This is a genomic window from Mesorhizobium sp. P2_A12 (assembly GCF_056405075.1).
Map to the genome: position 1 here is coordinate 969551 of NZ_JBFUCU010000001.1, position 20910 is coordinate 990460.

Consider the following 20910-nt stretch of genomic DNA (forward strand, 5'->3'; position numbering starts at 1 on the left):
CCAGGGAAGGGCATCCGCGCACCGTGAAACGGCGCGGCCCTTTCCGCTTATTAAGGACAAGATATGTTCAATCACCACAAAGTGGAAATCGAATGGGGCGGTCGTCCGCTCATCCTCGAAACCGGCAAGATCGCGCGCCAGGCCGACGGCGCGGTGCTCGCGACCTACGGTGAGACCAAGGTTCTCGCCACCGTCGTTTCGATGAAGGAGCCGAAGCCAGGTCTCGATTTCTTCCCGCTGACCGTCAACTACCAGGAAAAGACCTACGCCGCCGGCAAGATCCCAGGCGGCTATTTCAAGCGCGAAGGCCGTCCGAGCGAAAAGGAAACGCTGGTTTCCCGCCTCATCGACCGCCCGATCCGCCCGCTTTTCGCCGCAGGCTACAAGAACGACACCCAGATCGTCGTCACCGTCGTCCAGCATGACCTCGAGAACGATCCCGACATCCTGTCGATCGTCGCCACCTCGGCGGCTCTGACCCTTTCGGGCGTTCCCTTCATGGGCCCGATCGGCGGCGCCCGCGTCGGCTACATCAACGGCGAATACGTGCTCAACCCGCATGTCGACGAGATGCAGGAATCCAAGCTCGACCTCGTCGTCGCCGGCACCACCGACGCCGTTCTGATGGTCGAGTCCGAAGCCAAGGAACTTGGCGAAGAGCTGATGCTCGGCGCCGTCATGTTCGGCCACAAGGGCTTCCAGCCGGTCATCGACGCCATCATCAAGCTGGCCGAAGTTGCCGCCAAGGAGCCGCGCGACTTCACCGCGCCGGACTATTCCGCGCTCGAAGCAGAAATGCTGAAGATCGTCGAAGGCGAGCTTCGCGATGCCTACAAGAACACCGACAAGCAGAAGCGCTACGCCGCCGTCGACGCCGTCAAGGCGAAGGTCAAGGCCGCGTTTGCTCCGGCTGAGGGCGAAGACGCCAAGTACACGTCCGAGCAGATCGGCGCCGTGTTCAAGGAACTCCAGGCCAAGGTCGTGCGCTGGAACATCCTCGACACCGGTTCGCGCATCGATGGCCGCGACCTCAAGACGGTCCGCAAGATCGTTTCCGAAGTCGGCGTCCTGCCGCGCACCCACGGTTCGGCGCTGTTCACCCGCGGCGAGACCCAGGCACTGGTCGTTGCCACGCTCGGCACCGGCGAGGACGAACAGTATGTCGATTCGCTGACCGGCATGTACAAGGAGAAGTTCCTCCTTCACTACAACTTCCCTCCCTACTCGGTCGGTGAGACCGGCCGCATGGGTTCGCCGGGTCGCCGCGAAATCGGCCATGGCAAGCTCGCCTGGCGCGCTATCCGCCCGATGCTGCCGAGCGCTGACCAGTTCCCCTACACGCTGCGCGTCGTCTCGGAGATCACCGAGTCCAACGGCTCGTCGTCGATGGCAACCGTTTGCGGCACCTCGCTGGCGCTGATGGATGCCGGCGTTCCGCTGGCCAAGCCAGTTGCCGGTATCGCCATGGGCCTGATCAAGGAAGGCGAGCGGTTCGCCGTTCTCTCCGACATCCTTGGCGACGAGGATCACCTCGGCGACATGGACTTCAAGGTCGCCGGCACCGCCAACGGCATCACCTCGCTGCAGATGGACATCAAGATCGACGGCATCACCGAGGAGATCATGCAGATCGCGCTCGGCCAGGCCAAAGACGGCCGCCTGCATATCCTCGGCGAGATGTCGAATGCGCTCTCCGGCGCGCGTTCGGAACTCGGTGAGTTCGCGCCGCGCATCGAAGTCATGCACATCCCGACCGACAAGATCCGTGACGTTATCGGCTCGGGCGGCAAGGTCATCCGCGAGATCGTCGAAAAGACCGGCGCCAAGATCAACATCGAGGACGACGGCACGGTCAAGATCGCTTCGTCGAACGCCAAGGAGATCGAAGCGGCGAAGAAGTGGATCCACACCATCGTCGCCGAGCCGGAAGTCGGCGAGATCTACGAAGGCACGGTCGTCAAGACCGCCGACTTCGGCGCTTTCGTGAACTTCTTCGGTCCGCGTGACGGTCTCGTCCACATCTCGCAGCTTGCCAACGACCGGGTCGCCAAGACCTCGGACGTCGTCAAGGAAGGCGACAAGGTCTGGGTCAAGCTGATGGGCTTCGACGAGCGCGGCAAGGTCCGCCTGTCGATGAAGGTCGTCGACCAGGCCACCGGCAAGGAACTCGCCCGCGACAAGAAGACCGAAGGCGAAGAAAACGCCGCCTGATCGGCCTGAGATCGTAAATCGAAGCGGGCGCGGCTATGGTCGCGCCCGTTTTCATTTTCAGCCCGGGTTTCATTTTTAGCCCGCCTTCCTCAGTCCTCGTTTCGAGATCGAGCAATGTCCGCCGAGCCACTGAAGACGCTTTTTCATCCCTTCGAGGCCGAGGCGGTTCCGTTGCCGGGAAAGGGCGATCGCGTCTTGTTTCTTGGCGCTGAACCGGGCTTTCGCTCGCCCGAAGGCTTCGAGGGCTCACTTCACCTGGTACAAGGCTTCCGGCCATATTTTCGCCCGTTGCAGGCGTCCGGGCTCATCGTCACCGCGCAAGCCGAAGGCGGCGGCTTCGACATGGCACTTGTGCTTGCCGGCCGGCATCGCGGCCTGAACGAATTGCGCCTCGCCGAGGCGCTCGAGCGCGTGGCGCCGGGCGGGTTGATCGTCGTTGCCGGCGGCAAGGACGACGGTATTGCCAGCCTGCGCAAGCGCGTAGGCGAACTGGTGCCGCTTGAGGGCCATCTGCCGAAATATCACGGCATCGCCTTCTGGTTCCGCCGGCCTGCCGATCTGGCCGCCGCGCAGGATCTTCGCGCCGCCAATCCCGCTCTGCTGGTGGAAGGCCGGTTCCGCACGGCCCCCGGCATGTTTTCCTTCGATCGGGTCGATACAGGCTCGAGATTACTGGCCGAGAACCTGCCCAATGATCTGCGCGGCAGCGTTGCCGATTTCTGCGCCGGCTGGGGGTATGTGGCTGCCGAGATAGCCGCCCGGGCGCCGGGCATCTCGGCACTCGACCTCTATGAGGCGGACTTCGCCTCGCTCGAAGCCGCAAAGCTCAATCTGGCAGAGGTTGGCCAGTCGATCACCAGGGAATTCTTCTGGACTGATCTGCTGAAGGAGCCGGTCGAGAAGCGCTATGACGCGATCGCCATGAATCCGCCCTTTCATCGCAGCCGCGCGGCCGAGCCGGAGATCGGCGCCGGCATGATCCGTGCGGCGGCCAAGGCCCTGAAGCCCGGCGGGCGGCTGTTCATGGTGGCCAACCGCCAGCTCCCCTACGAGCCGGTGCTGTCGGCTGCCTTTTCGAGCCATGCAGAGCTCGCCCGCGACGGCATGTTCAAGGTGCTTGTCGCGCGTCGTTAAAGCTTGATCCCGAAAAGTGGAAACCGGTTTTCGGAAAGATCATGCTCGAGAGAGCGGCGCCGCCTTCAATGCAGATTGGCGACTCGCCGCGTCTCGTCGGTGACGTGAGCGTCGCCGACCCTGAACCTGAGTGGCGCCGGCCTGCCGAACAGATAGCCTTGCACCACTTCGCAGCCGGCAGCCCTAAGCAGCGTCGCCTGGCTTTCGGTCTCGACGCCTTCGGCGATGATGCTGACGCCGAGTGCGCGCGAAAGTCCGACGATGGTCGAAACGACCGCGCCGGAACTGGTGTCCGTGTCGAGGCGGCTGACAAAGGAGCGGTCGATCTTCAGCTTGCCGAACGAGAAGTCGATCAGGTAGCTCAGATTGGAATAGCCGGTGCCGAAATCATCGACGGCAACCGAGATGCCCATGTCTGCCAGCTCCTTCAGGATGGTGGCGGCGCGGTCGCGGTCCTGCATCATCGCCGTCTCGGTCACTTCCAGTTCCAGCCGCGACGGCTTGATGCCGGTGCTGGTCATGGTGTCGCGCACGATACCGACGAAGTCCTTGGTCATGAACTGCACGGGCGAGATGTTGACGGCGACGAAGCAGTCTTCGGGCAGATGGCGCGCGTCGCTGCAGGCCTTGCGCAGCACCCATTCTCCGATCGGACCGATCATGCCGGTTTCCTCGGCGATCGGAATGAACTCCATCGGCGGGATCATGCCGCGTTCGGGATGCCGCCAGCGGATCAGCGCCTCATAGCCGACGATGCGGCCGGTCGGGAGATCGAGCTGCGGCTGGTAGTGAAGGTCGAAGTCGCCCCGCTCGAAGGCAACGTTCAGCTCGGATTCGACCCACTGGCGATGGTCGGCGACCCTGCCCATTTCCGCGTGGAAGACCGACCAGTTGCCGAGGCCGCTGGCGCGTGCATTCTGCAGTGCCAGATTGGAGCGGCGCAGGATGAGGACGGGATCGACACCGTCCTTTGGCATCGCCACGATGCCCACCGACAGGCTGACCGATTGCATGTGCGTGCTGAGCTCATAGGGCTCCATCATCTCGTCGATGAGCCTCTCGATGGCACTTTCCAGTGACCCTGACACCTGATTGTCGGGGAGGAGGATCGCGAATTCACCGGCGCCGATGCGTCCGATCACCGCGCGTTGCGGCAGGCAAGTCTTCAATCGCTTAGTGAACTCACGGATCAACTCGTCGCCGTGGCTGTAGCCGATGGCGTCGTTGATCTGCTTGAACCGATCGATGTCGATGTCGATGAGGAACACCGGCTCGCCGGTCCGGCTCGTCGCGCATGCCGCCTCGGCGATCTTGCCGACCATCGCCGGACGGGCCAGCAGGCCGGTCAGCTTGTCGAAATGGGTTTCCTCGAAGACGAAATCCGCCGATTCATCGACGCCGGCGAAGAAGGACATCGCGGCCACCGACGCCGCCAGTGCGCACAGGGCGGCCATCATCGCGACAATCATGTCCGCCGATATCCCGACAAAACTATCGCCGAGACCGTGCTTCAGGCCCCAGAGTCCGAGGACGAAACTGCCGATACCCGAGCTTGCTATGGTGAGCAGCCGGAACACCGGTGTTCGCTTCGGGTTGCTGACGGCCGACATTGAAAGGTCCCCAGAGTACAGGGCTTTCTAGCGGATATGTCCTTAAAATGAGTTTCCGCGAATGCGTCCAATTTTATTGGACCGGTAGTATTTCTTGGGCGGATTAGAGCGCGTCGCGTTGAAACGGGTTTAGTCGGCGCATTTTAAGCTTTTGTTTTATGCGCGTCGTCGTCCCAAAACCGCTGCGCACTTTTGGGCGCCATGCATTAGTCTCGCCCGTTATCGGTCTGCTTCAATTCATCGAGCGTAGGCATGGAAACGATGTGATAGCCGGAATCGACATAATGGATTTCGCCGGTAACGCCCGAAGACAGATCGGACAACAGATAAAGCGCGGAACCGCCGACCTCGTCGATGGTCACGGTGCGGCGCAGCGGCGAGTTGCGCTGCTGGTAGGAGAACATGTGGCGCGCATCGGAAATCCCGGCGCCGGCGAGCGTGCGCACCGGTCCAGCCGATATGCCGTTCACCCGGATGCCGCGCGGACCGTAGTCGTTGGCGAGGTAACGCACACTGGCCTCAAGCCCGGCCTTGGCGACGCCCATGACATTGTAGTTCGGCATGACACGGACCGAGCCCGCATAGGTCAGCGTGATCATCGATCCGCCGTCCTTCATCAAGACGGCTGCATGGCGGGCGATCTCGGTGAAGGAATAGCAGGAGATCACCATGGTGCGGACGAAATTGTCCCGGCTGGTGTCGGCGTAGAGGCCCTTCAGTTCATTCTTGTCGGAAAAGCCGATGGCGTGGACGACGAAATCAAGCCCGCCCCAAGCTTTGCCCAGGGTCTCGAAGGTGGCGGCGACCGAAGCGCTGTCCTCGACGTCGCACGGCACGACCAGCGAGGCGCCGAGCTTGTCGGCGAGTGGCTTGACCCGGCGCCCGAAGGCGTCACCCTGATAGGTGAAGGCAAGGTCCGCTCCATGTTCGGACAATTTCCGAGCGATGCCCCAGGCGATCGAATGATCGTTGGCGACACCCATGACGAGCCCGCGCTTGCCCTTCATCAATCCGTCCATGGCCGCCAATCCTTATGAAAACAACGCTGGCCTTATGCGGAATAGCGCTGGAAAATGAGCGTTGCGTTGGTGCCACCGAAGCCGAACGAATTTGACAAAACAGTGTCGATCTTGGCGTTGTCGATGCGCTTTCGCACGATTGGCATGCCCTCGAATTCGGGGTCGAGGGTCTCGATATGGGCGCTTTCGCCGATAAAACCGCCCTGCATCATCAGGATCGAGTAAATGGACTCCTGCACGCCGGCCGCGCCCAGCGAATGGCCGGTCAGCGATTTCGTTGACGTGATGTACGGCATCTCTTGGCCGAAAACCTCGCGGATCGCGGCCATTTCCTTGGAATCTCCCACGGGCGTCGACGTGCCATGGGTGTTGATGTAGTCGACCGGTGCGGAAACCGTCGCCATCGCCTGGCGCATGCAGCGGACCGCGCCTTCGCCGGATGGCGCCACCATGTCGAAGCCGTCCGAGGTCGCGCCGTAACCGACGATCTCGGCATAGATCTTGGCGCCGCGCGCCTTGGCATGTTCCAGCTCTTCCAGCACCAGCACGCCGGCGCCGCCGGCGATGACGAAGCCATCGCGATTGGCGTCATAGGCGCGCGAGGCGGCGGATGCCCGGTCGTTGAATTTCGACGACATGGCGCCCATGGCGTCGAACAGGTCGGACATCGTCCAGTCGAGGTCCTCGTGGCCGCCGGCAAAGACCATGTCCTGCTTGCCCCACTGGATCAGTTCGTAGCCATTGCCGATGCAATGCGCCGAGGTCGAGCAGGCCGACGAGATCGAGTAGTTGACGCCGTGGATCTTGAACCAGGTGGCAAGCGTTGCCGATGCGGTCGACGACATCGCTTTCGGCACCGCGAACGGACCGATGCGCTTGGGGCTGCCGTTCTTCAGCGTGATCTCTGCCGCCTCGACGATGGTGCTGGTGGATGGTCCGCCCGATCCCATGACGATGCCGGTGCGCTCATTGGTGATGTCGCTCTCGCTGAGGCCGGCATCCGCGATCGCCTGATCCATGGCGACGTGGTTCCAGGCGGCACCTTTCGACAGGAAGCGCATCGCACGACGATCGATCATGGCGGATGGATCGAGCGTCGGCGCTCCCCAGACATGGCAGCGAAAACCATGCTCGGCAAAGGAATCGGAGAAGCTGATGCCGGATCTGGCGTCATGCAGCGAGGTCTGAACCTCGTTGGCATTGTTACCGATCGACGACACGATGCCGAGGCCTGTGACTACGACACGTCTCATTCGCAACTCCTTCCAGGGGTCAGCCGGTGATGCCGGTCAGCCGACCGCCGACTGCTTGGACAGACCGACCTTCAAATCCGTTGCCGCGTATATGGGTTCGCCATCCGCCTTCAGCCAGCCATCGGCAATGCCGAGCACCAGCCGGCCGCGCATCACGCGCTTGAAGTCGATCCCATACTCGACCTTTTTCACTGAGGGCGTCACCATGCCCTTGAATTTTACCTCACCTGTGGACAGCGCCATTCCCTTGCCGGGTTCTCCGAGCCAGCCGAGATAGAAGCCCGTCAATTGCCACATGGCGTCGAGGCCGAGGCACCCGGGCATGATCGGATTGCCAATGAAATGGCAGGCAAAGAACCACAGGTCCGGCTTGATGTCGAATTCCGCGCGGATGAAGCCCTTGTCGAAGGCGCCGCCCGTCTGGCTGATCTCGGTGATACGGTCGAACATCAGCATGGGCGGATAGGGAAGCTGGGCATTGCCCGGTCCGAACAGTTCGCCGCGGGCGCAGGCCAGCAATTCGTCGTAGTCGTAGCTGGATTTCGAACCCGCCATCAATTTCGTCCCCACATCGTTCCGGGCTATCGGGCGCCCTTGTCGTTGGTTTCCTAACACAATCTGTTTCAGGCCGGAAACCGGCGTTTGCGCTTAACCTGCTCGTCTGCTCGGGTCAATGCGCGCTATTGATCGCATTCGGACGACAGAATATATGTCAGCAGGGGTCCGGTTTCGGCAGACATTCATTTTTTTGCCATTCTGGGCGTGTCTTAGGGCGGAACTGTGGGGTTCGACGAGAAGATGGGCCTGGACGGTCGGAAGGAAAATGTCGCTGTGGACAAGCGGGTCCGTGAAGCCGGCCTGAGGCCGACACGCCAGCGCATTGCGCTGGCCGACCTGCTTTTCGCCAAGGGCGACCGCCATCTGTCGGCCGAGGAACTGCACGAGGAGGCGGTCGCCGCCGGCGTGCCGGTGTCGCTGGCCACCGTCTACAATGCCCTTCACCAGTTCACCCAGGCGGGCCTGTTGCGCATCCTCGCCGTCGAGGGCGCGAAGACCTATTTCGACACCAACACCTCCGACCACCACCATTTCTACATCGAAGGTGAAAACCGCATATTCGACATCGACAGCGGTCCGGTGACGGTTGCCAACCTGCCGGAGCCGCCGGAGGGGATGGAGATCGCCAATGTCGACATCGTGGTGAGGCTGCGCCCCAAGCGCTGCGAATGAACGGTGACGCCCGAATAAACGGCAAGGCCGGAATGATCGGCCAAGAATGATCGGCCAGGAATGAAACCCCTCGACCTGACAATCCGGTCCGAATGGGCCATCGTTGCGGTGGCTGCCGTCGTCTTCTACGCTTCAACTGGTATAAGCTGGTGGCTCTTCGGATTGCTTATCCTGGCGCCTGACCTGTCTATGTTCGGTTATCTGGCGGGGCCGCGCGTCGGTGCCCTGGCCTACAACGCCTTGCATATCCTGATCGTGCCTGTGCTGCTGCTGCTTGCCGGTCACCTGTCAGGCAAAGCGACCGCGACGGCGGTTGCATTGATCTGGATCGCCCACGTCGCCATCGATCGTGCGCTGGGCTACGGCCTGAAGCTGTCAACCGGTTTTCAGGACACGCATCTTGGCCGTATCGGCCGCTAAGCGGCTGTTAGGAAAGTCTTCGGTCCGGAACGATCGTGGTCAAAGGGTCAAAAGATCAGTCCTTGACCCGTTCACCGGGATAGGCGCCCCAGACAAGCGACTGGGCGAGCCAGCCGGTGTGGCCCTCGAACGTCATTTCGCACCACTGGCCGTCGCAGGACTTGATCGTGCCCATGACGCCAGGCTCGACCATCGCGACCACCCTTGCGTCCTGCTCAGGGCTGTTGAGAAGGTTGACCTGGGCGCCCTTGCCGCGCTGCCACGGGGCGACGATTGCGGTGCGCCGGCCGGAAAGCAGCGACTGGTTGATCCAGCCCTCCGAACCGTCGGCATCGCGTACGCGGCGCCATGTATCGAATTCCTGGATGATCTCCATCGGCAGGCCGGCCTTCATATACATCCAGTCGACCGAGTAGTTGGCGCCGGGGCCGACGCGCGAGTTGACGCGGCCGGATTTCAGGCTGACGAATCGGGGCAGCGGCAGACCGCTCGGGCCGAGCGTGACGACGCTCTGGGCAGGTGCGGCCGCACTCTGCGCCGCGGCAAGCGGAGAATGAAGCAGAGCGCCGAGAAATGCTGCACTGAGGGTCAGGCGAAGCGACGCGAAACCAGACACTTTCATTCCTTTCGGCGCTTGCCTTGGCGCCCCTTTTTCTTTGTCTTCGGCGGCACCGCTTGTTACATGGGGTAATCGGCACCGCGACCGGCTTTCAGTTTCGCCGGTCTTGGTTAAAGAGGTCTCAACGAGATCGGGGTACGAGGAAACAATGGTAGGCAAAAAGAAGCCTCTCGTGGTCATCACGCGAAAGCTGCCCGATCCGGTCGAGACCCGCATGCGCGAACTGTTCGACGCCCGGCTGAATGTCGAGGACAGGCCGATGACGCAGCCGGAACTGGTCGCGGCGGTCAAGGAAGCCGACGTGCTGGTGCCGACGGTGACCGATCAGATCGACGCGGCGCTGATTGCCCAGGCCGGCGACAATCTCAAGCTGATCGCCAATTTCGGCAATGGCGTCGACAAGATCGATGTCACGGCGGCGGCCAGGAAGGGCATCACCGTCACCAACACGCCCAATGTGCTGACCGAGGACACTGCCGACATGACCCTGGCGCTGATGCTGGCTGTGCCGCGGCGGCTGGCGGAAGGCGCCAACGTGCTCACCGGCGACAAGAAATGGGCCGGCTGGTCGCCGACCTGGATGCTTGGCCGCCGCATCTGGGGCAAACGGCTGGGCATTGTCGGCATGGGGCGCATCGGCACCGCGGTCGCTAGGCGCGCCAAGGCCTTCGGCTTGTCGATCCACTACCACAACCGCCATCGCGTGCTGCCGGCCGTGGAAGACGAGCTGGAGGCGACCTATTGGGAGAGCCTCGACCAGATGCTGGCCCGCATGGACATTATTTCGGTCAATTGCCCGTCAACGCCGGCGACCTTCCATCTGCTGTCGGCGCGGCGGTTGGCGCTGCTGCAGCCTACGGCCTATGTCGTCAACACCGCCCGCGGCGACATCATCGACGAAGAGGCGCTGGTGAAGATGATCCAGGACGGCAAGCTCGCCGGAGCCGGCCTCGACGTCTATGAGCACGAGCCGGCACTGAACGGCAAGCTGCTGAAGCTCGCCGCCAAGGGCAAGGTCGTGCTTCTGCCGCATATGGGCTCGGCGACGCTCGAAGGCCGCATCGACATGGGCGAAAGGGTCATCATCAACATCCGCGCATTCGTCGACGGCCATCGGCCGCCGGATCGCGTGCTGCCGCTCAGAACCTGACGTTAGCCTTCGAACGAAAGTCCAGGCTTACGCAAGGACCTTGCGCATGGTGATCGAGGTCGGCCTGATGTAGCCCTCATGCGCCGTCCGTTCGGTCTCGTGAAAGCCGAGGCGGGCAAAGGCAGCATGGTTTCCGGTCAGCTCGATCCGCGTCTGAAGTTCGACCGCAGCCTTGCCGCGGCTGCGGGCAAGATCCTCGACCGCCAGCATCAGCCGCCGGCCAATGCCTTTTCCCTGACAATCCGGCGCGACGGCGAGCTTGCCGACGTAAAATTCCGCCATCCTTTCAAGGGCAAAAACGCAGCCGACGATCCTGTCTCCTTCGAACGCCACGAAGCCGGCCTCCTGCCGCGCCTTGTCGCGCAAGGTGTCGGCGGTCAGAAGGTGCGCCGAGGAGGGCGGGTCGATGACACCGTCCATGGTGGCGAACGCGTGCATGATCAGTGCGAGCATATCGTCCCAATGGTCGAAATCGGCCGCGATCCTCATGACGGTGACAACTTCGGTCCGATCCACGATGTCAGCTTCTCTTGTAGCGGATCGTGTCGAAGCGCGCGGCCAGCCCATCATAGAGCAGCAGCCGGCCAACCAGCGGCTCGCCAATGCCGGTGATCAGCTTGATCGCCTCCATCGCCTGCAGCGTGCCGACGACACCGGTCAGTGCACCAAGCACCCCGGCCTCGGCACAGGAGGGCACCAGGCCAGGCGGCGGCGCTTCCGGAAACAGATCTCGATAGCCCGGATTTGGCTTCCCGTCCTTGCCGTCTTCGAACGGCTTCAGCACGGTCACCGAACCATCGAAGCGTCCGACGGCGGCGTGCACCAGCGGTTTCCCCTCGCTCGCGCAGGCGTCGGCCACCGTATAGCGCGTTTCAAAATTGTCGGAACCGTCGACGACGATGTCATAACGAGCGACGAGGGCAGCGGCGTTGTCCGCGGTCAGCCGAAACGCGTGTATCTCGACAGTGGTGTTGGGATTGATGCGCGCGATTGCCGCCTTGGCACTATCGGTTTTCAGCATGCCGATGGTGTCGGTGCCGTGAATGACTTGGCGCTGCAGGTTGGAAAGCGAAACGGTGTCATCGTCGATCACGCCGAGCGTGCCGACGCCGGCGGCGGCAAGATATTCGAGCACCGGCGCACCCAGCCCGCCGGCGCCGATCACCAGCACCCGCGCCTGCTTCAGCCTCTGCTGGCCGGCGCCGCCGACCTCGGGCAGCACGATGTGTCGGGCATAGCGTTCGATCTCTTCGTCGGTCAGGGCGGCAGCGGTCATAGCCGGACCATATAGCGGCTGAGAAACCTTGTCAGGAGCTAATGCATGTCGCCCAAAAGTGTCAGCGTTTTTGGGACGACGACATGCATAAACCCGATGCATGTCGCCCAAAAGTGTGCAGCGGTTTTGAGGACAACGACATGCGTAGACAAAGATCTAGATCGTTGGCCCAACCGTGCCGTGGTCGACAGTCAGGAATTGCGCACGCCCCTTGAGACTGGAAAACAGCGCTGCATCGGTTCCGGTCATGAACGCCTGGCAGTTCAGGTCTTCGAGGATGGAAAACAGCGCCGCGCGCCGCCCGCCATCCAGATGCGCGGCGATTTCGTCAAGCAGCAGGATCGGTGTCATCCCTGACATCTCGCCGGTCAGCCGGGCGTGCGACAGGACGATGCCGACCAGCAGCGCCTTCTGCTCGCCTGTCGAGCAGAGTTCGGCCGGCATCGCCTTGGGACGGTGCCGAACCACCAGATCCGAACGGTGCGGTCCCTCGAGCGTGCGCCCGGCGGCGCGGTCGCGGTCGCGGCCCTCGGCAAGTGTCCGGCGGAATCGCTCCTCGACATCGACCGCCGGTGCGATGGCAATTTCGGCCTCGAGGTCACCCGAAAGGCCGATATCGGCCTGCGGGAACGGTCCGGTGTCGGGCAGCCTGTCGATCATCGCGGCCAGCAGGCGCACCATCTCGGCGCGCGCGGCGGCGATCGCCACACCGGTTTCGGCCATTTGTGTCTCGATCGCGTCGAACCAGCGGTCGTCCCGGGAACCTTCAGTAAGCAACCGATTGCGGCCGCGCATCGCCTTTTCGTAGTCGATCGCGCGCTGGCCGTGCCCGGGATCGATCGCCAGCACCAGCCGGTCGAGAAAGCGCCGGCGATCCGCGGCCGGTCCGGTGAACAAGGCGTCCATTGCCGGCGTCAGCCACACCACGCGCAGCCACTCCAGCATCTCCTCGGCCGATCGCGCCGAAGCGCCGTTGATACGCACCCGCCTGCCGCCTTCGCCGGCACTGTCGCCGCCTGAAATGCCCGTACCGATCTCGACCTGGCCGTCGGGCCCATCGAGCCGCGCGTGCAGGGCAAAGCCGCCGTCGCCGCCTTCGCGCGCGACATCCGCGTAAGGCGCGCGGCGCAAGCCGCGTCCCGGTGTCAGCAAGGAGATCGCTTCGAGAAGATTGGTCTTGCCCGCACCGTTATCGCCGGAAAAGACCACGGCACCAGGCGCCAGGTCGATCGCCAATCCCGCATAGTTGCGGAAATTAGTAAGTGTAAGCTTACTTATGTGAGTCTGTGCCGGCAACCGCTATCCGCCTGTAGAGCGGTTCGTCGTTTCAAGGAAACGCAGACCTGCTCTAACTCTTTGTTTTGACGCAATTCCGGGCGGAAAACCGTTTCATATTTTTCCTGGAATTGCTCTGGAAGTCGCCGCAACCATAATTCTCGCTGCCGGTCCAGTCGCGGGGCCTGATTGGTGACGCCGCGCCGGCTAGACCCGCATCGGCATCAGCACGTAAAGCGCGGTCTCGTCGGCCATGTCGTGGATCAGAGTCGGCGAACCCGCGTCGGCCAGCATGAACTTGGCCTCCGTGCCGGTCAGCTGCGCGGCAACGTCGAGCAGGTACTTGGCGTTGAAGCCGATCTCGATCGGATCGGACGAATAGTCGGCGGCCAGTTCCTCGGTAGCACTACCTGAATCCGGATTGTTGACCGCAAGCGTCACCTGACCGTCGCTGATCGAAAGCTTAACCGCGCGGCCGCGTTCGGAGGATATGGTAGAGACGCGATCGACAGCGGCGGCGAAACTCTGGCGGTCGATGATCAGCCTCTTGTCGTTACCGGTCGGAATGACCCGCTGATAGTCCGGGAAGGTGCCGTCGATCAGCTTCGAGGTCAAAACCACACTGCCGATGGTGAAGCGGATCTTGGTGTCCGACAGTTCGGTGGTGACCGCGACATCCGGATCGTCGACCAGCTTCTGCAACTCGCTCACGGTCTTGCGCGGAATGATGATGCCCGGCATGCCCTCGGAACCCGCCGGCGCGTCGATCTCGGCGCGTGCCAGGCGGTGGCCGTCGGTCGCCACCGAGCGCAGCTTCAGCTTGCCGCCGACCTCGTGCGTGTGCAGGTAGATGCCGTTCAGATAATAGCGCGTCTCTTCGGTGGAGATGGCGAACTGTGTCTTTTCGATCAGGCCCTTCAGGGCAACCGAGTCGAGACGGAAGATATGCGAGAAGGATCCGGCCGAAAGCTCGGGGAAGTCGGATTGCGGCAGGCACTGGAGGCGGAAGCTCGAACGGCCGGACGTCACCGTCATGGCGTTGCCGTCCTCGTCCGTCTTCAGCATCACCTCGGCGCCGTCGGCGAGCTTGCGCACGATGTCGTAGAGCAGATGTGCCGGAACCGTCGTCGCCCCGCCGCGCTCGACCTTGGCTGGCGTCGCTTCGGTCACCTCCAGGTCAAGGTCGGTCGCCTTCATTTCGAGGCTGGCGCCCTCGGCGCTGAGCAGCACGTTGGACAGGATCGGTATGGTGTTACGCCGCTCGACGACACGGTGGACGTGGTTGAGCGACTTCAGGAGATTTGACCGTTCCAGGATAACACGCATGACGAAACAGGCTCGCTTGAATGAATGACGGGTCACCAGTGAGTGCCCCGCGAAAGGTCTGAACAGGCTCAGAATCTGCGTAAGCTGACAGGAAAAAACCAGCAAACGCAAGCCCGCGCCATCGGTTCGGGCCGGCTACGCTGGCTTTCTGGGGATAAAGGCCACGAAGTCCGCGAGCCGGTGTCGCAAAACCAAAATCCGGGTCGCCCCAAGGCGACACCACGAACCCATTTCGGATCCAGGACCGCACCGGCAAGTCATTGAATTCCGGTGCTATTCTGGTCTCGACTTGCCCAGACCGGTCAGGCCTGGTCGTTGATCAACCGCCTCAGGAGCTCGAGTTCCTGCGCCAGCGTGTTGTCGTTGCCGGAAAGGTCCTCGATCTTGCGCACTGCGTGCAGCACCGTGGTGTGATCGCGGCCGCCGAAACGCCGTCCGATCTCGGGCAGGGAGCGCGGCGTCATCACCTTCGACAGGTACATGGCCACCTGCCGCGGCTTGACGATGGTGCGCGTGCGCCGGTTGGACAGCAACTCGGTCTTCGACACGTTGTAGTGGCGCGCGACGATGCGCTGGATGTCCTCGATACGGACCCGCTTCGGCTCGCCAGTGCGATAGATGTGGCCGAGGATCTCGTCGATCCGGTCGATGGTGATCTGCGGTTCGAAGGACTGGCGGAACAGCAGCTGATTGAACGCCCCTTCCAGCTCGCGTCCGCTGCCGGTCACGGTGCGGGCGACGTGATTGAGGATCTCCTCCGAAATATTGAGCGATGCGTCATCGATCCTTGCGGTGGCAAGGCGCAAGTTGAGCATGCCAAGGCGCATGGCGAAATCGGGCGCCGACATTTCAAGCGCGACGCCGCCATTGAGGCGCGACCGGACCCGCGGTTCGAGCGATTCCAATTCCGACGGCGGCCGGTCGGCGGCAACGACGACTTGCTTGGCGCTGTCGAGCAACATGTTGATCAGGTGGCAGAATTCATGCTGGATCGACTTGCCCTGCAGGAACTGCATGTCGTCGATGATGAGCAGGTCGATGTCGCGCAGCTGTTCCTTGAGCGTCAGCGCATTGTTGTCGCGGATCGCGGTGGCAAAGCGCCACATGAAATACTCGGCCGTGAGATAGACGACGCGCGACTTGGGGTTCTGCTTCAGCGATTCCGCGGCGATCGCCTGCAACAGGTGTGTCTTGCCGAGCCCGACGGTTGCGTGAAGGAAAAGCGGGTTGAAGCGCACCGCGCTCGATTGCGATTCCGCAACTGCCTTGGCGGCGGCGAAGGCCACCCGGTTCGACGGTCCCTCGATGAAGGAGCCGAATGTGTAGCGCGGATCAAGCGGTGATCCCAGAACATTGTGCCGGAACTCGCTCTCGACCGGAGTGCCCGGACGCGGAGCCGGTGCACGCTCTGCCCGGCCGGGGCTGACAGTGCCGGCGGCGAGCGCCGTCTGCGTCTGCCGCGTCATCTTGGCTCGCGCAGGCGCCACCTCCGGCTCGGCATGGCTGTGCCCCTGGCGGGTCGCAGTCCGCACGACGATCTCGATCTTGAGGAGATCGGGATCCTCCTGTTTCCACAGCTCGGAAATGAGGTCGAGATAGTGACCGTTGATCCATGAGCGCAGAAAGGCGGTGGGCACCGAGATGCGGATAATGCCCTTGGAAGCCTCCGCGACCTTCATGCGGCCGAACCAGCTCGAATAGACTTCAGTTCCCAGGCGCGCCTTCAACTGGGTCTTGACCCGGTCGAACTTCTGTTCCGCGTCGCTGGACACCGCCATGTCGTTTGCTCCGGTCAAAGTTCCAGGAAATGGGAGGTCGCCCGTAAGCTCCCTTTCGATGCCGCTCTGCATGGTCTCTTCCTTGTCTTTCCGTACCCTGTTCCACCGGGGATGCGCCCCTGCACCCGTGTCCCGGCAACTGCGTCGCTACGATGCTTGCTGCCGCCGCCGGCAGATGACATCGCCAATATCCGGGGGAAACCGGTGCCGGCCCATGGAAGCCAGTCCGCGTTCAGGTAAGTCAGGGCAATACAGCGCCGTCCGGCGAAAGTGCGCCGGCGCGCCAACTACCTGCCATGTCTAGTTACGCCAGTCCCCTACCGTATCGAAAAAGACAAACCAAACCCGTCCACGGACTTGATCCGCGTCGCAAATCCCGCCAATTTAAGCTGGCCGTTTCTGGCTGGGTTAAGGGCCGGAGCCCTTCCCTTTCGATAGACCGACATTACCGAAATCGCTGTGGATAGGGCAAGGCCGGGACTAACCGATTTTTAAGGAATCTGGTTACTGAAGGCGGGTTCGAGTGGCATGCCGCAACGGCACATTTTAACAAAGCCATTGTGATTCAAACTCTTTTCCGGCGAATATGAAAAAGCCGGCCCGGCACGAAATTTTATGAAATAATTCGCTTGACAGCTACTTGTCCCCCATCGCCCCGGCTCGATGTGAACAAGCTGTGGACGACTATCCGCAACTATCTGAAAACTATAGATTATTTCTGAGTGTCGACTTTTTTCGAGAGAACCCTTTTCAGGGATACCGGCGATCAACCGGCATGGCAGTGCCGGCAAAGCATTTCGAACAGCTAAGCCCGCACCGGAGGCCGTTTTCGGCCATCCTTTTTTAAGTGCTTGCCGGCAAACGAAAAAACCCGGCACAATCGGCCGGGTTCGCAGAACGTCAGTCTAGGACGTGATGTCAGGCAGACAGAACCTTGACCCGCTGGGCCAGTCGCGACACCTTGCGGGACGCCGTGTTCTTGTGGATCACGCCCTTGGTTGCGGCGCGCATCAATTCCGGCTCTGCGATCTTGAAGGCAGCCTGTGCGGCAGCCTTGTCACCGGAGGCAAGTGCCTCTTCGACCTGGCGGATATAGGTGCGGACGCGCGAGCGACGGTTCTTGTTGACCGCCGCGCGGCGTGCGATCTTGCGCGTTGCCTTTTTGGCCGAGGATGTATTGGCCATGATGCCTCTCTTCTGATCTGGTCGGCGCATGCGGGATGCCGCAGGGCGCAAAAAACAAACGGGCAGCCACGGGGCCGCCTCGGTTGGTGCGGCTTATAGTTCAGCTTTTCCGGCGCGTCAACGCTGCATGGCCTTCTTTTTGGCGGCCATCAGACTGGCGTCAGCGGTTGTTGAAATTCGGCTTCCGCTTCTCGGCGAAGGCCGCCATGCCTTCCTTCTGGTCCTCGAGCGCGAACAGCGAGTGAAACAGTCGGCGCTCGAACCGCAATCCCTCGGCAAGCGTCGTCTCAAAGGCGCGGTTGACAGCCTCCTTTGCCATCATCACCGATGGCAGCGAGAAGTCGGCGATCCTGGCAGCCGCCTTCAGCGCCTCCTCGACGAGCTCGCCGGCCGGCACGACCCGCGACACCAGGCCCGAACGCTCAGCTTCGGCTGCATCCATCATCCGCCCGGTCAGGCACATATCCATCGCCTTCGACTTGCCGACGAAGCGGGTCAGCCGTTGCGACCCGCCCATGCCGGGAATGACGCCGAGCGTGATTTCGGGTTGGCCGAACTTGGCCGTGTCGGCGGCAATGATGAAGTCGCACATCATCGCCAGCTCGCAGCCGCCGCCCAGCGCATAGCCGGCCACCGCAGCGATGATCGGCTTCCGTGCCCGCGTAAACTCCTCCCAGCCGACGAAGAAGTCCTGCAGATACGCATCCACATAGGAGATTGCCTGCATCTCCTTGATATCGGCGCCGGCGGCGAAGGCCTTTTCGGAACCGGTGATGACCATGGCGCCGATGCCGGCATCGGCGTCGAAGCCGTTCACGGCTGCCACCAGTTCGGCCAGGATCTGGGAATTCAGCGCGTTGAGCGCCTGCGGCCTGTTCAGCGTGATCAACCCGACCTTGCCGCGCGCTTCGGTGATGATCGTCTCATAGGCCATGACTTGCTTCTCCTCGCTCGCCCATCGTCGAGAGCGGTTCATCATTTCACGGAAACGCAGATCCGCTCTATCTCTTTGTTTTGAGGCAATTACGGACGGAAATCCGTTCACACATTCCTGGAATTGCTCTAACTCACCGCTGACACGTCCGGCAATAGAAGGTCGATCGGCCGCTTTGCACGATCCGCTCGATGTGGCCGCTACAGCCGGGTTTCAAGCAAGGCTCGCCCTCGCGGTCGTAGACGGCGAAGGAATGCTGGAAGTAGCCCAGCGAGCCATCAGCCTGCATATAGTCCCGGAGCGAGGACCCGCCGGCCGCGATCGCATCTGATATCACCGAGCGAATGGCTTCGGCGAGGCGCTCGCTTTGGGCCTGGGCCTTCTTCCCGGGCTTGGCGATCGTGCCCGCCTCGCGCAGCGGCGACAGGCTGGCGCGCCACAGCGCCTCCGAGACATAGATGTTGCCGAGCCCGGCGATCAGTCTCTGGTCGAGAAGCGCTGCCTTGAGCGGTGATCTCCGCCCCTTCATCAATGAGGCAAGCAGCGCGCCGTCCAATGTGTTGCCGGTTGGCTCAACGCCGAGCCCGGCCAGCATCGGATGGACGTCCGGCGGCCCTTCGGCAAACAACATGAAGCCGAAGCGGCGCGGATCATTGAAGATCACGCGCGAGTTGGCGCCGCCCGCGGATACGACATGGAAGACGACGTGGTCGTGGTTGGAGCTCTTCGAGCGGTCGTGGTGGAAGATATCAGGCATGTCGCTGCCATCCGCCGTCTCGATGCGGAATGAGCCCGACATGCCGAGATGGCAGATCAGCACCGGACCACCTTCAACGTCCATCGTCAGATATTTGGCCCGGCGGCCGAGCGCGGTGACCCTCTTGCCGGTCAGCCGCTGCGAGAATTTTTCGGGAAATGGAAAGCGCAGATCCGGTCGGCGCGCCTCGACACGGGTGATGATGGCACCTTCCAGAACCGGCTGCAGCCCACGCCGGACCGTTTCGACCTCGGGCAGTTCAGGCATGGCCGCCAATCGCTGCATAGAAAGACGTGCCGTAACGGCCGGCCGCCAGCCCAAGATGCTCGGCCACGGTTTCACCGATGTCGGCGAATGTCGTTCTCAGTCCGATGTCACCGCCCTTGAAACCCGGTCCGGTGCCGATCACCGGAATGCGTTCGCGCGTATGGTCGGTACCGCGCCAGGTCGGATCGTTGCCATGGTCGGCCGTCAGGATGAGAAGATCGCCCTGCCGCAGCCTTGCAAACGCCTCCGGCAGCCGCCGGTCGAAGGTCTCGAGCGCGCCAGCATAACCGGCAACATCGCGGCGATGCCCGAATTCGGTGTCGAAGTCGACGAAATTGGCGAAGACGAGGTCGCCGTCGCCGGCATCATCCATCGCGCCCAGCGCCTCGTCGAACATCGCCATGTTGCCCGCCGCCTTGCGCACTTGCGAAATTCCGCGATGGGCGAAGATGTCGCCGATCTTGCCGATGGCGATGACACGGCTGCCACGCGCCGTCAGCCGGTCGAGCAGCGTCGGCTCCGGCGGCGGCACCGCGTAATCATGGCGGTTGTAGGTTCGCTCGAAGGTCGCGGTGGTTTCGCCGACGAACGGCCGTGCAATCACCCGCCCGATCCTCAGCGGGTCAACCAGCCTGCGCACCACCTTGCAGAACTCATAAAGCCGCTCGAGGCCGAAATGGGCTTCATGCGCGGCAATTTGCAGGACCGAGTCGACCGACGTGTAGCAGATCGGCTTGCCGGTACGGATGTGCTCCTCGCCCAACCGCTCGATGATTTCGGTACCCGGCGCATGACAGTTGCCGAGAATGCCCGGCACCTTGCCCTCGCGGATGATCGCCTCGGTCAGCGCTGCAGGGAACGCGGGAACAGTATCCGGGAAATAGCCCCAGTCGAAGCGCACCGGCAGGCCGGCGATTTCCCAATGGCCCGACGGCGTGTCCTTGCCGCTCGAAATCTCTTGCGCCGCGCCGTGGAAGGCCGTGGTGAGCAGATCCGTGCCGCTGCTGGCGAAGCCCAGTCCCGTGGCGGTTTCGGCAGCCTTGCCAAGCCCGAGCGAGGCCATGTTGGGGACAAACAACGGTCCGCTGCGGAGCCCTCCGCGATCCGCGCGGCCTTCGGCGCAGGCTTCCGCGATGTGCGCGAATGTGTTGGCGCCTGCGTCGCCATAGCGGTCGGCGTCGGCCGCCCCGCCGATGCCGAAGGAGTCCAGAACGAAGAGGAAAGCACGCGCCATCGAATTGTTGCCAGTTTGAACGCCCAGACATAGGGTTCCGCGACTTCGTTGGCAATTCGGAAACCAATCGGCAACGACCAGGCGCGATAGTCCGATGCATGTTGCCCAAAAGTGCGAAGCGGTTTTGGGGCAACGACATGCATAAACTGAGAATGCATGTTGCCCAAAAGTGCGCGGCGGTTTTGGGACAACGACATGCATAGCGCGTGGCGGTTTTGGCATGTCGCAACGA

At 62.4% G+C, this 20910-nt stretch carries 19 protein-coding genes; 5 read left to right on the plus strand and 14 right to left on the minus strand.

The window, feature by feature from the left end:
* Positions 1–63 precede the first annotated feature (63 nt).
* Positions 64–2211: a polyribonucleotide nucleotidyltransferase gene (gene pnp / locus AC1DZU_RS04600; RefSeq protein WP_184877565.1), complete on the plus strand. Its 2148-nt coding sequence runs from the start codon at positions 64–66 to the stop codon at positions 2209–2211.
* Between the two features lie 114 nt (positions 2212–2325).
* The gene (locus AC1DZU_RS04605) at positions 2326–3345 is read left to right on the plus strand and encodes a class I SAM-dependent methyltransferase (protein WP_477282109.1); all 1020 of its coding nucleotides are present in this window, start codon (positions 2326–2328) and stop codon (positions 3343–3345) included.
* Positions 3346–3410: 65 nt separating this feature from the next.
* Here AC1DZU_RS04605 and AC1DZU_RS04610 read toward each other — a convergent pair whose 3' ends face one another.
* The 4 genes from AC1DZU_RS04610 to fabA all read right to left on the minus strand — a co-directional run bounded on the left by AC1DZU_RS04610 (position 3411) and on the right by fabA (position 7782).
* Positions 3411–4955 (minus strand): putative bifunctional diguanylate cyclase/phosphodiesterase, encoded by a 1545-nt coding sequence (locus AC1DZU_RS04610; protein WP_477282111.1) that lies wholly within the window; start codon positions 4953–4955, stop codon positions 3411–3413.
* Positions 4956–5161: 206 nt separating this feature from the next.
* On the minus strand, positions 5162–5974 hold the full coding sequence (gene fabI / locus AC1DZU_RS04615; protein ID WP_477282112.1) for an enoyl-ACP reductase FabI: 813 nt from the start codon (positions 5972–5974) through the stop codon (positions 5162–5164).
* A gap of 32 nt (positions 5975–6006) precedes the next feature.
* Positions 6007–7227: a beta-ketoacyl-ACP synthase I gene (fabB, locus tag AC1DZU_RS04620; RefSeq protein ID WP_095082401.1), complete on the minus strand. Its 1221-nt coding sequence runs from the start codon at positions 7225–7227 to the stop codon at positions 6007–6009.
* A gap of 36 nt (positions 7228–7263) precedes the next feature.
* Complete coding sequence (gene fabA, locus AC1DZU_RS04625; RefSeq protein ID WP_095082399.1) at positions 7264–7782, minus strand: 3-hydroxyacyl-[acyl-carrier-protein] dehydratase FabA; 519 nt, start codon at positions 7780–7782, stop codon at positions 7264–7266.
* Positions 7783–8025: 243 nt separating this feature from the next.
* Here fabA and irrA point away from each other — a divergent pair, with 243 nt between their 5' ends.
* Positions 8026–8457 (plus strand): iron response transcriptional regulator IrrA, encoded by a 432-nt coding sequence (gene irrA / locus AC1DZU_RS04630; protein WP_167458528.1) that lies wholly within the window; start codon positions 8026–8028, stop codon positions 8455–8457.
* A gap of 60 nt (positions 8458–8517) precedes the next feature.
* Positions 8518–8877 carry a DUF4260 domain-containing protein gene (locus AC1DZU_RS04635; RefSeq protein WP_477282116.1) on the plus strand — a complete coding sequence of 120 codons (360 nt, stop codon included), beginning with the start codon at positions 8518–8520 and terminating at the stop codon, positions 8875–8877.
* A 55-nt stretch (positions 8878–8932) separates the two neighbouring features.
* Here the strand turns inward: AC1DZU_RS04635 and AC1DZU_RS04640 are convergent, their stop codons facing one another.
* Positions 8933–9493, minus strand: a complete 561-nt coding sequence (locus AC1DZU_RS04640; protein ID WP_095084275.1) for an SH3 domain-containing protein — start codon at positions 9491–9493, stop codon at positions 8933–8935.
* A gap of 151 nt (positions 9494–9644) precedes the next feature.
* Here AC1DZU_RS04640 and AC1DZU_RS04645 point away from each other — a divergent pair, with 151 nt between their 5' ends.
* Positions 9645–10646, plus strand: a complete 1002-nt coding sequence (locus AC1DZU_RS04645) for a 2-hydroxyacid dehydrogenase (protein WP_477282118.1) — start codon at positions 9645–9647, stop codon at positions 10644–10646.
* Between the two features lie 27 nt (positions 10647–10673).
* Here the strand turns inward: AC1DZU_RS04645 and AC1DZU_RS04650 are convergent, their stop codons facing one another.
* From AC1DZU_RS04650 to AC1DZU_RS04690, 9 genes are all read right to left on the minus strand, one after another.
* Complete coding sequence (locus AC1DZU_RS04650) at positions 10674–11135, minus strand: GNAT family N-acetyltransferase (RefSeq protein ID WP_477282237.1); 462 nt, start codon at positions 11133–11135, stop codon at positions 10674–10676.
* A gap of 31 nt (positions 11136–11166) precedes the next feature.
* Positions 11167–11922: a molybdopterin-synthase adenylyltransferase MoeB gene (locus AC1DZU_RS04655; protein WP_477282120.1), complete on the minus strand. Its 756-nt coding sequence runs from the start codon at positions 11920–11922 to the stop codon at positions 11167–11169.
* A 156-nt stretch (positions 11923–12078) separates the two neighbouring features.
* A complete protein-coding gene (gene recF, locus AC1DZU_RS04660; RefSeq protein WP_477282122.1) occupies positions 12079–13218 on the minus strand; it encodes a DNA replication/repair protein RecF in 1140 nt (379 codons plus the stop codon).
* Between the two features lie 186 nt (positions 13219–13404).
* Entirely contained in the window at positions 13405–14523 is a 1119-nt protein-coding gene (dnaN, locus tag AC1DZU_RS04665) for a DNA polymerase III subunit beta (RefSeq protein WP_095082385.1), read from the minus strand.
* Between the two features lie 302 nt (positions 14524–14825).
* Positions 14826–16373, minus strand: coding sequence for a chromosomal replication initiator protein DnaA (gene dnaA, locus AC1DZU_RS04670; RefSeq protein WP_477282125.1), 1548 nt, complete (start codon positions 16371–16373; stop codon positions 14826–14828).
* 846 nt (positions 16374–17219) lie between these two features.
* Positions 17220–17486: a 30S ribosomal protein S20 gene (gene rpsT, locus AC1DZU_RS04675; RefSeq protein WP_095084274.1), complete on the minus strand. Its 267-nt coding sequence runs from the start codon at positions 17484–17486 to the stop codon at positions 17220–17222.
* A gap of 160 nt (positions 17487–17646) precedes the next feature.
* Positions 17647–18420, minus strand: a complete 774-nt coding sequence (locus AC1DZU_RS04680) for an enoyl-CoA hydratase (RefSeq protein ID WP_477282127.1) — start codon at positions 18418–18420, stop codon at positions 17647–17649.
* 133 nt (positions 18421–18553) lie between these two features.
* Positions 18554–19444: a bifunctional DNA-formamidopyrimidine glycosylase/DNA-(apurinic or apyrimidinic site) lyase gene (gene mutM / locus AC1DZU_RS04685; RefSeq protein ID WP_477282129.1), complete on the minus strand. Its 891-nt coding sequence runs from the start codon at positions 19442–19444 to the stop codon at positions 18554–18556.
* Positions 19437–20678 (minus strand): phosphopentomutase, encoded by a 1242-nt coding sequence (locus AC1DZU_RS04690; RefSeq protein ID WP_477282131.1) that lies wholly within the window; start codon positions 20676–20678, stop codon positions 19437–19439. Before AC1DZU_RS04690 ends, mutM begins: the two co-directional genes overlap by 8 nt.
* Positions 20679–20910 lie beyond the last annotated feature (232 nt).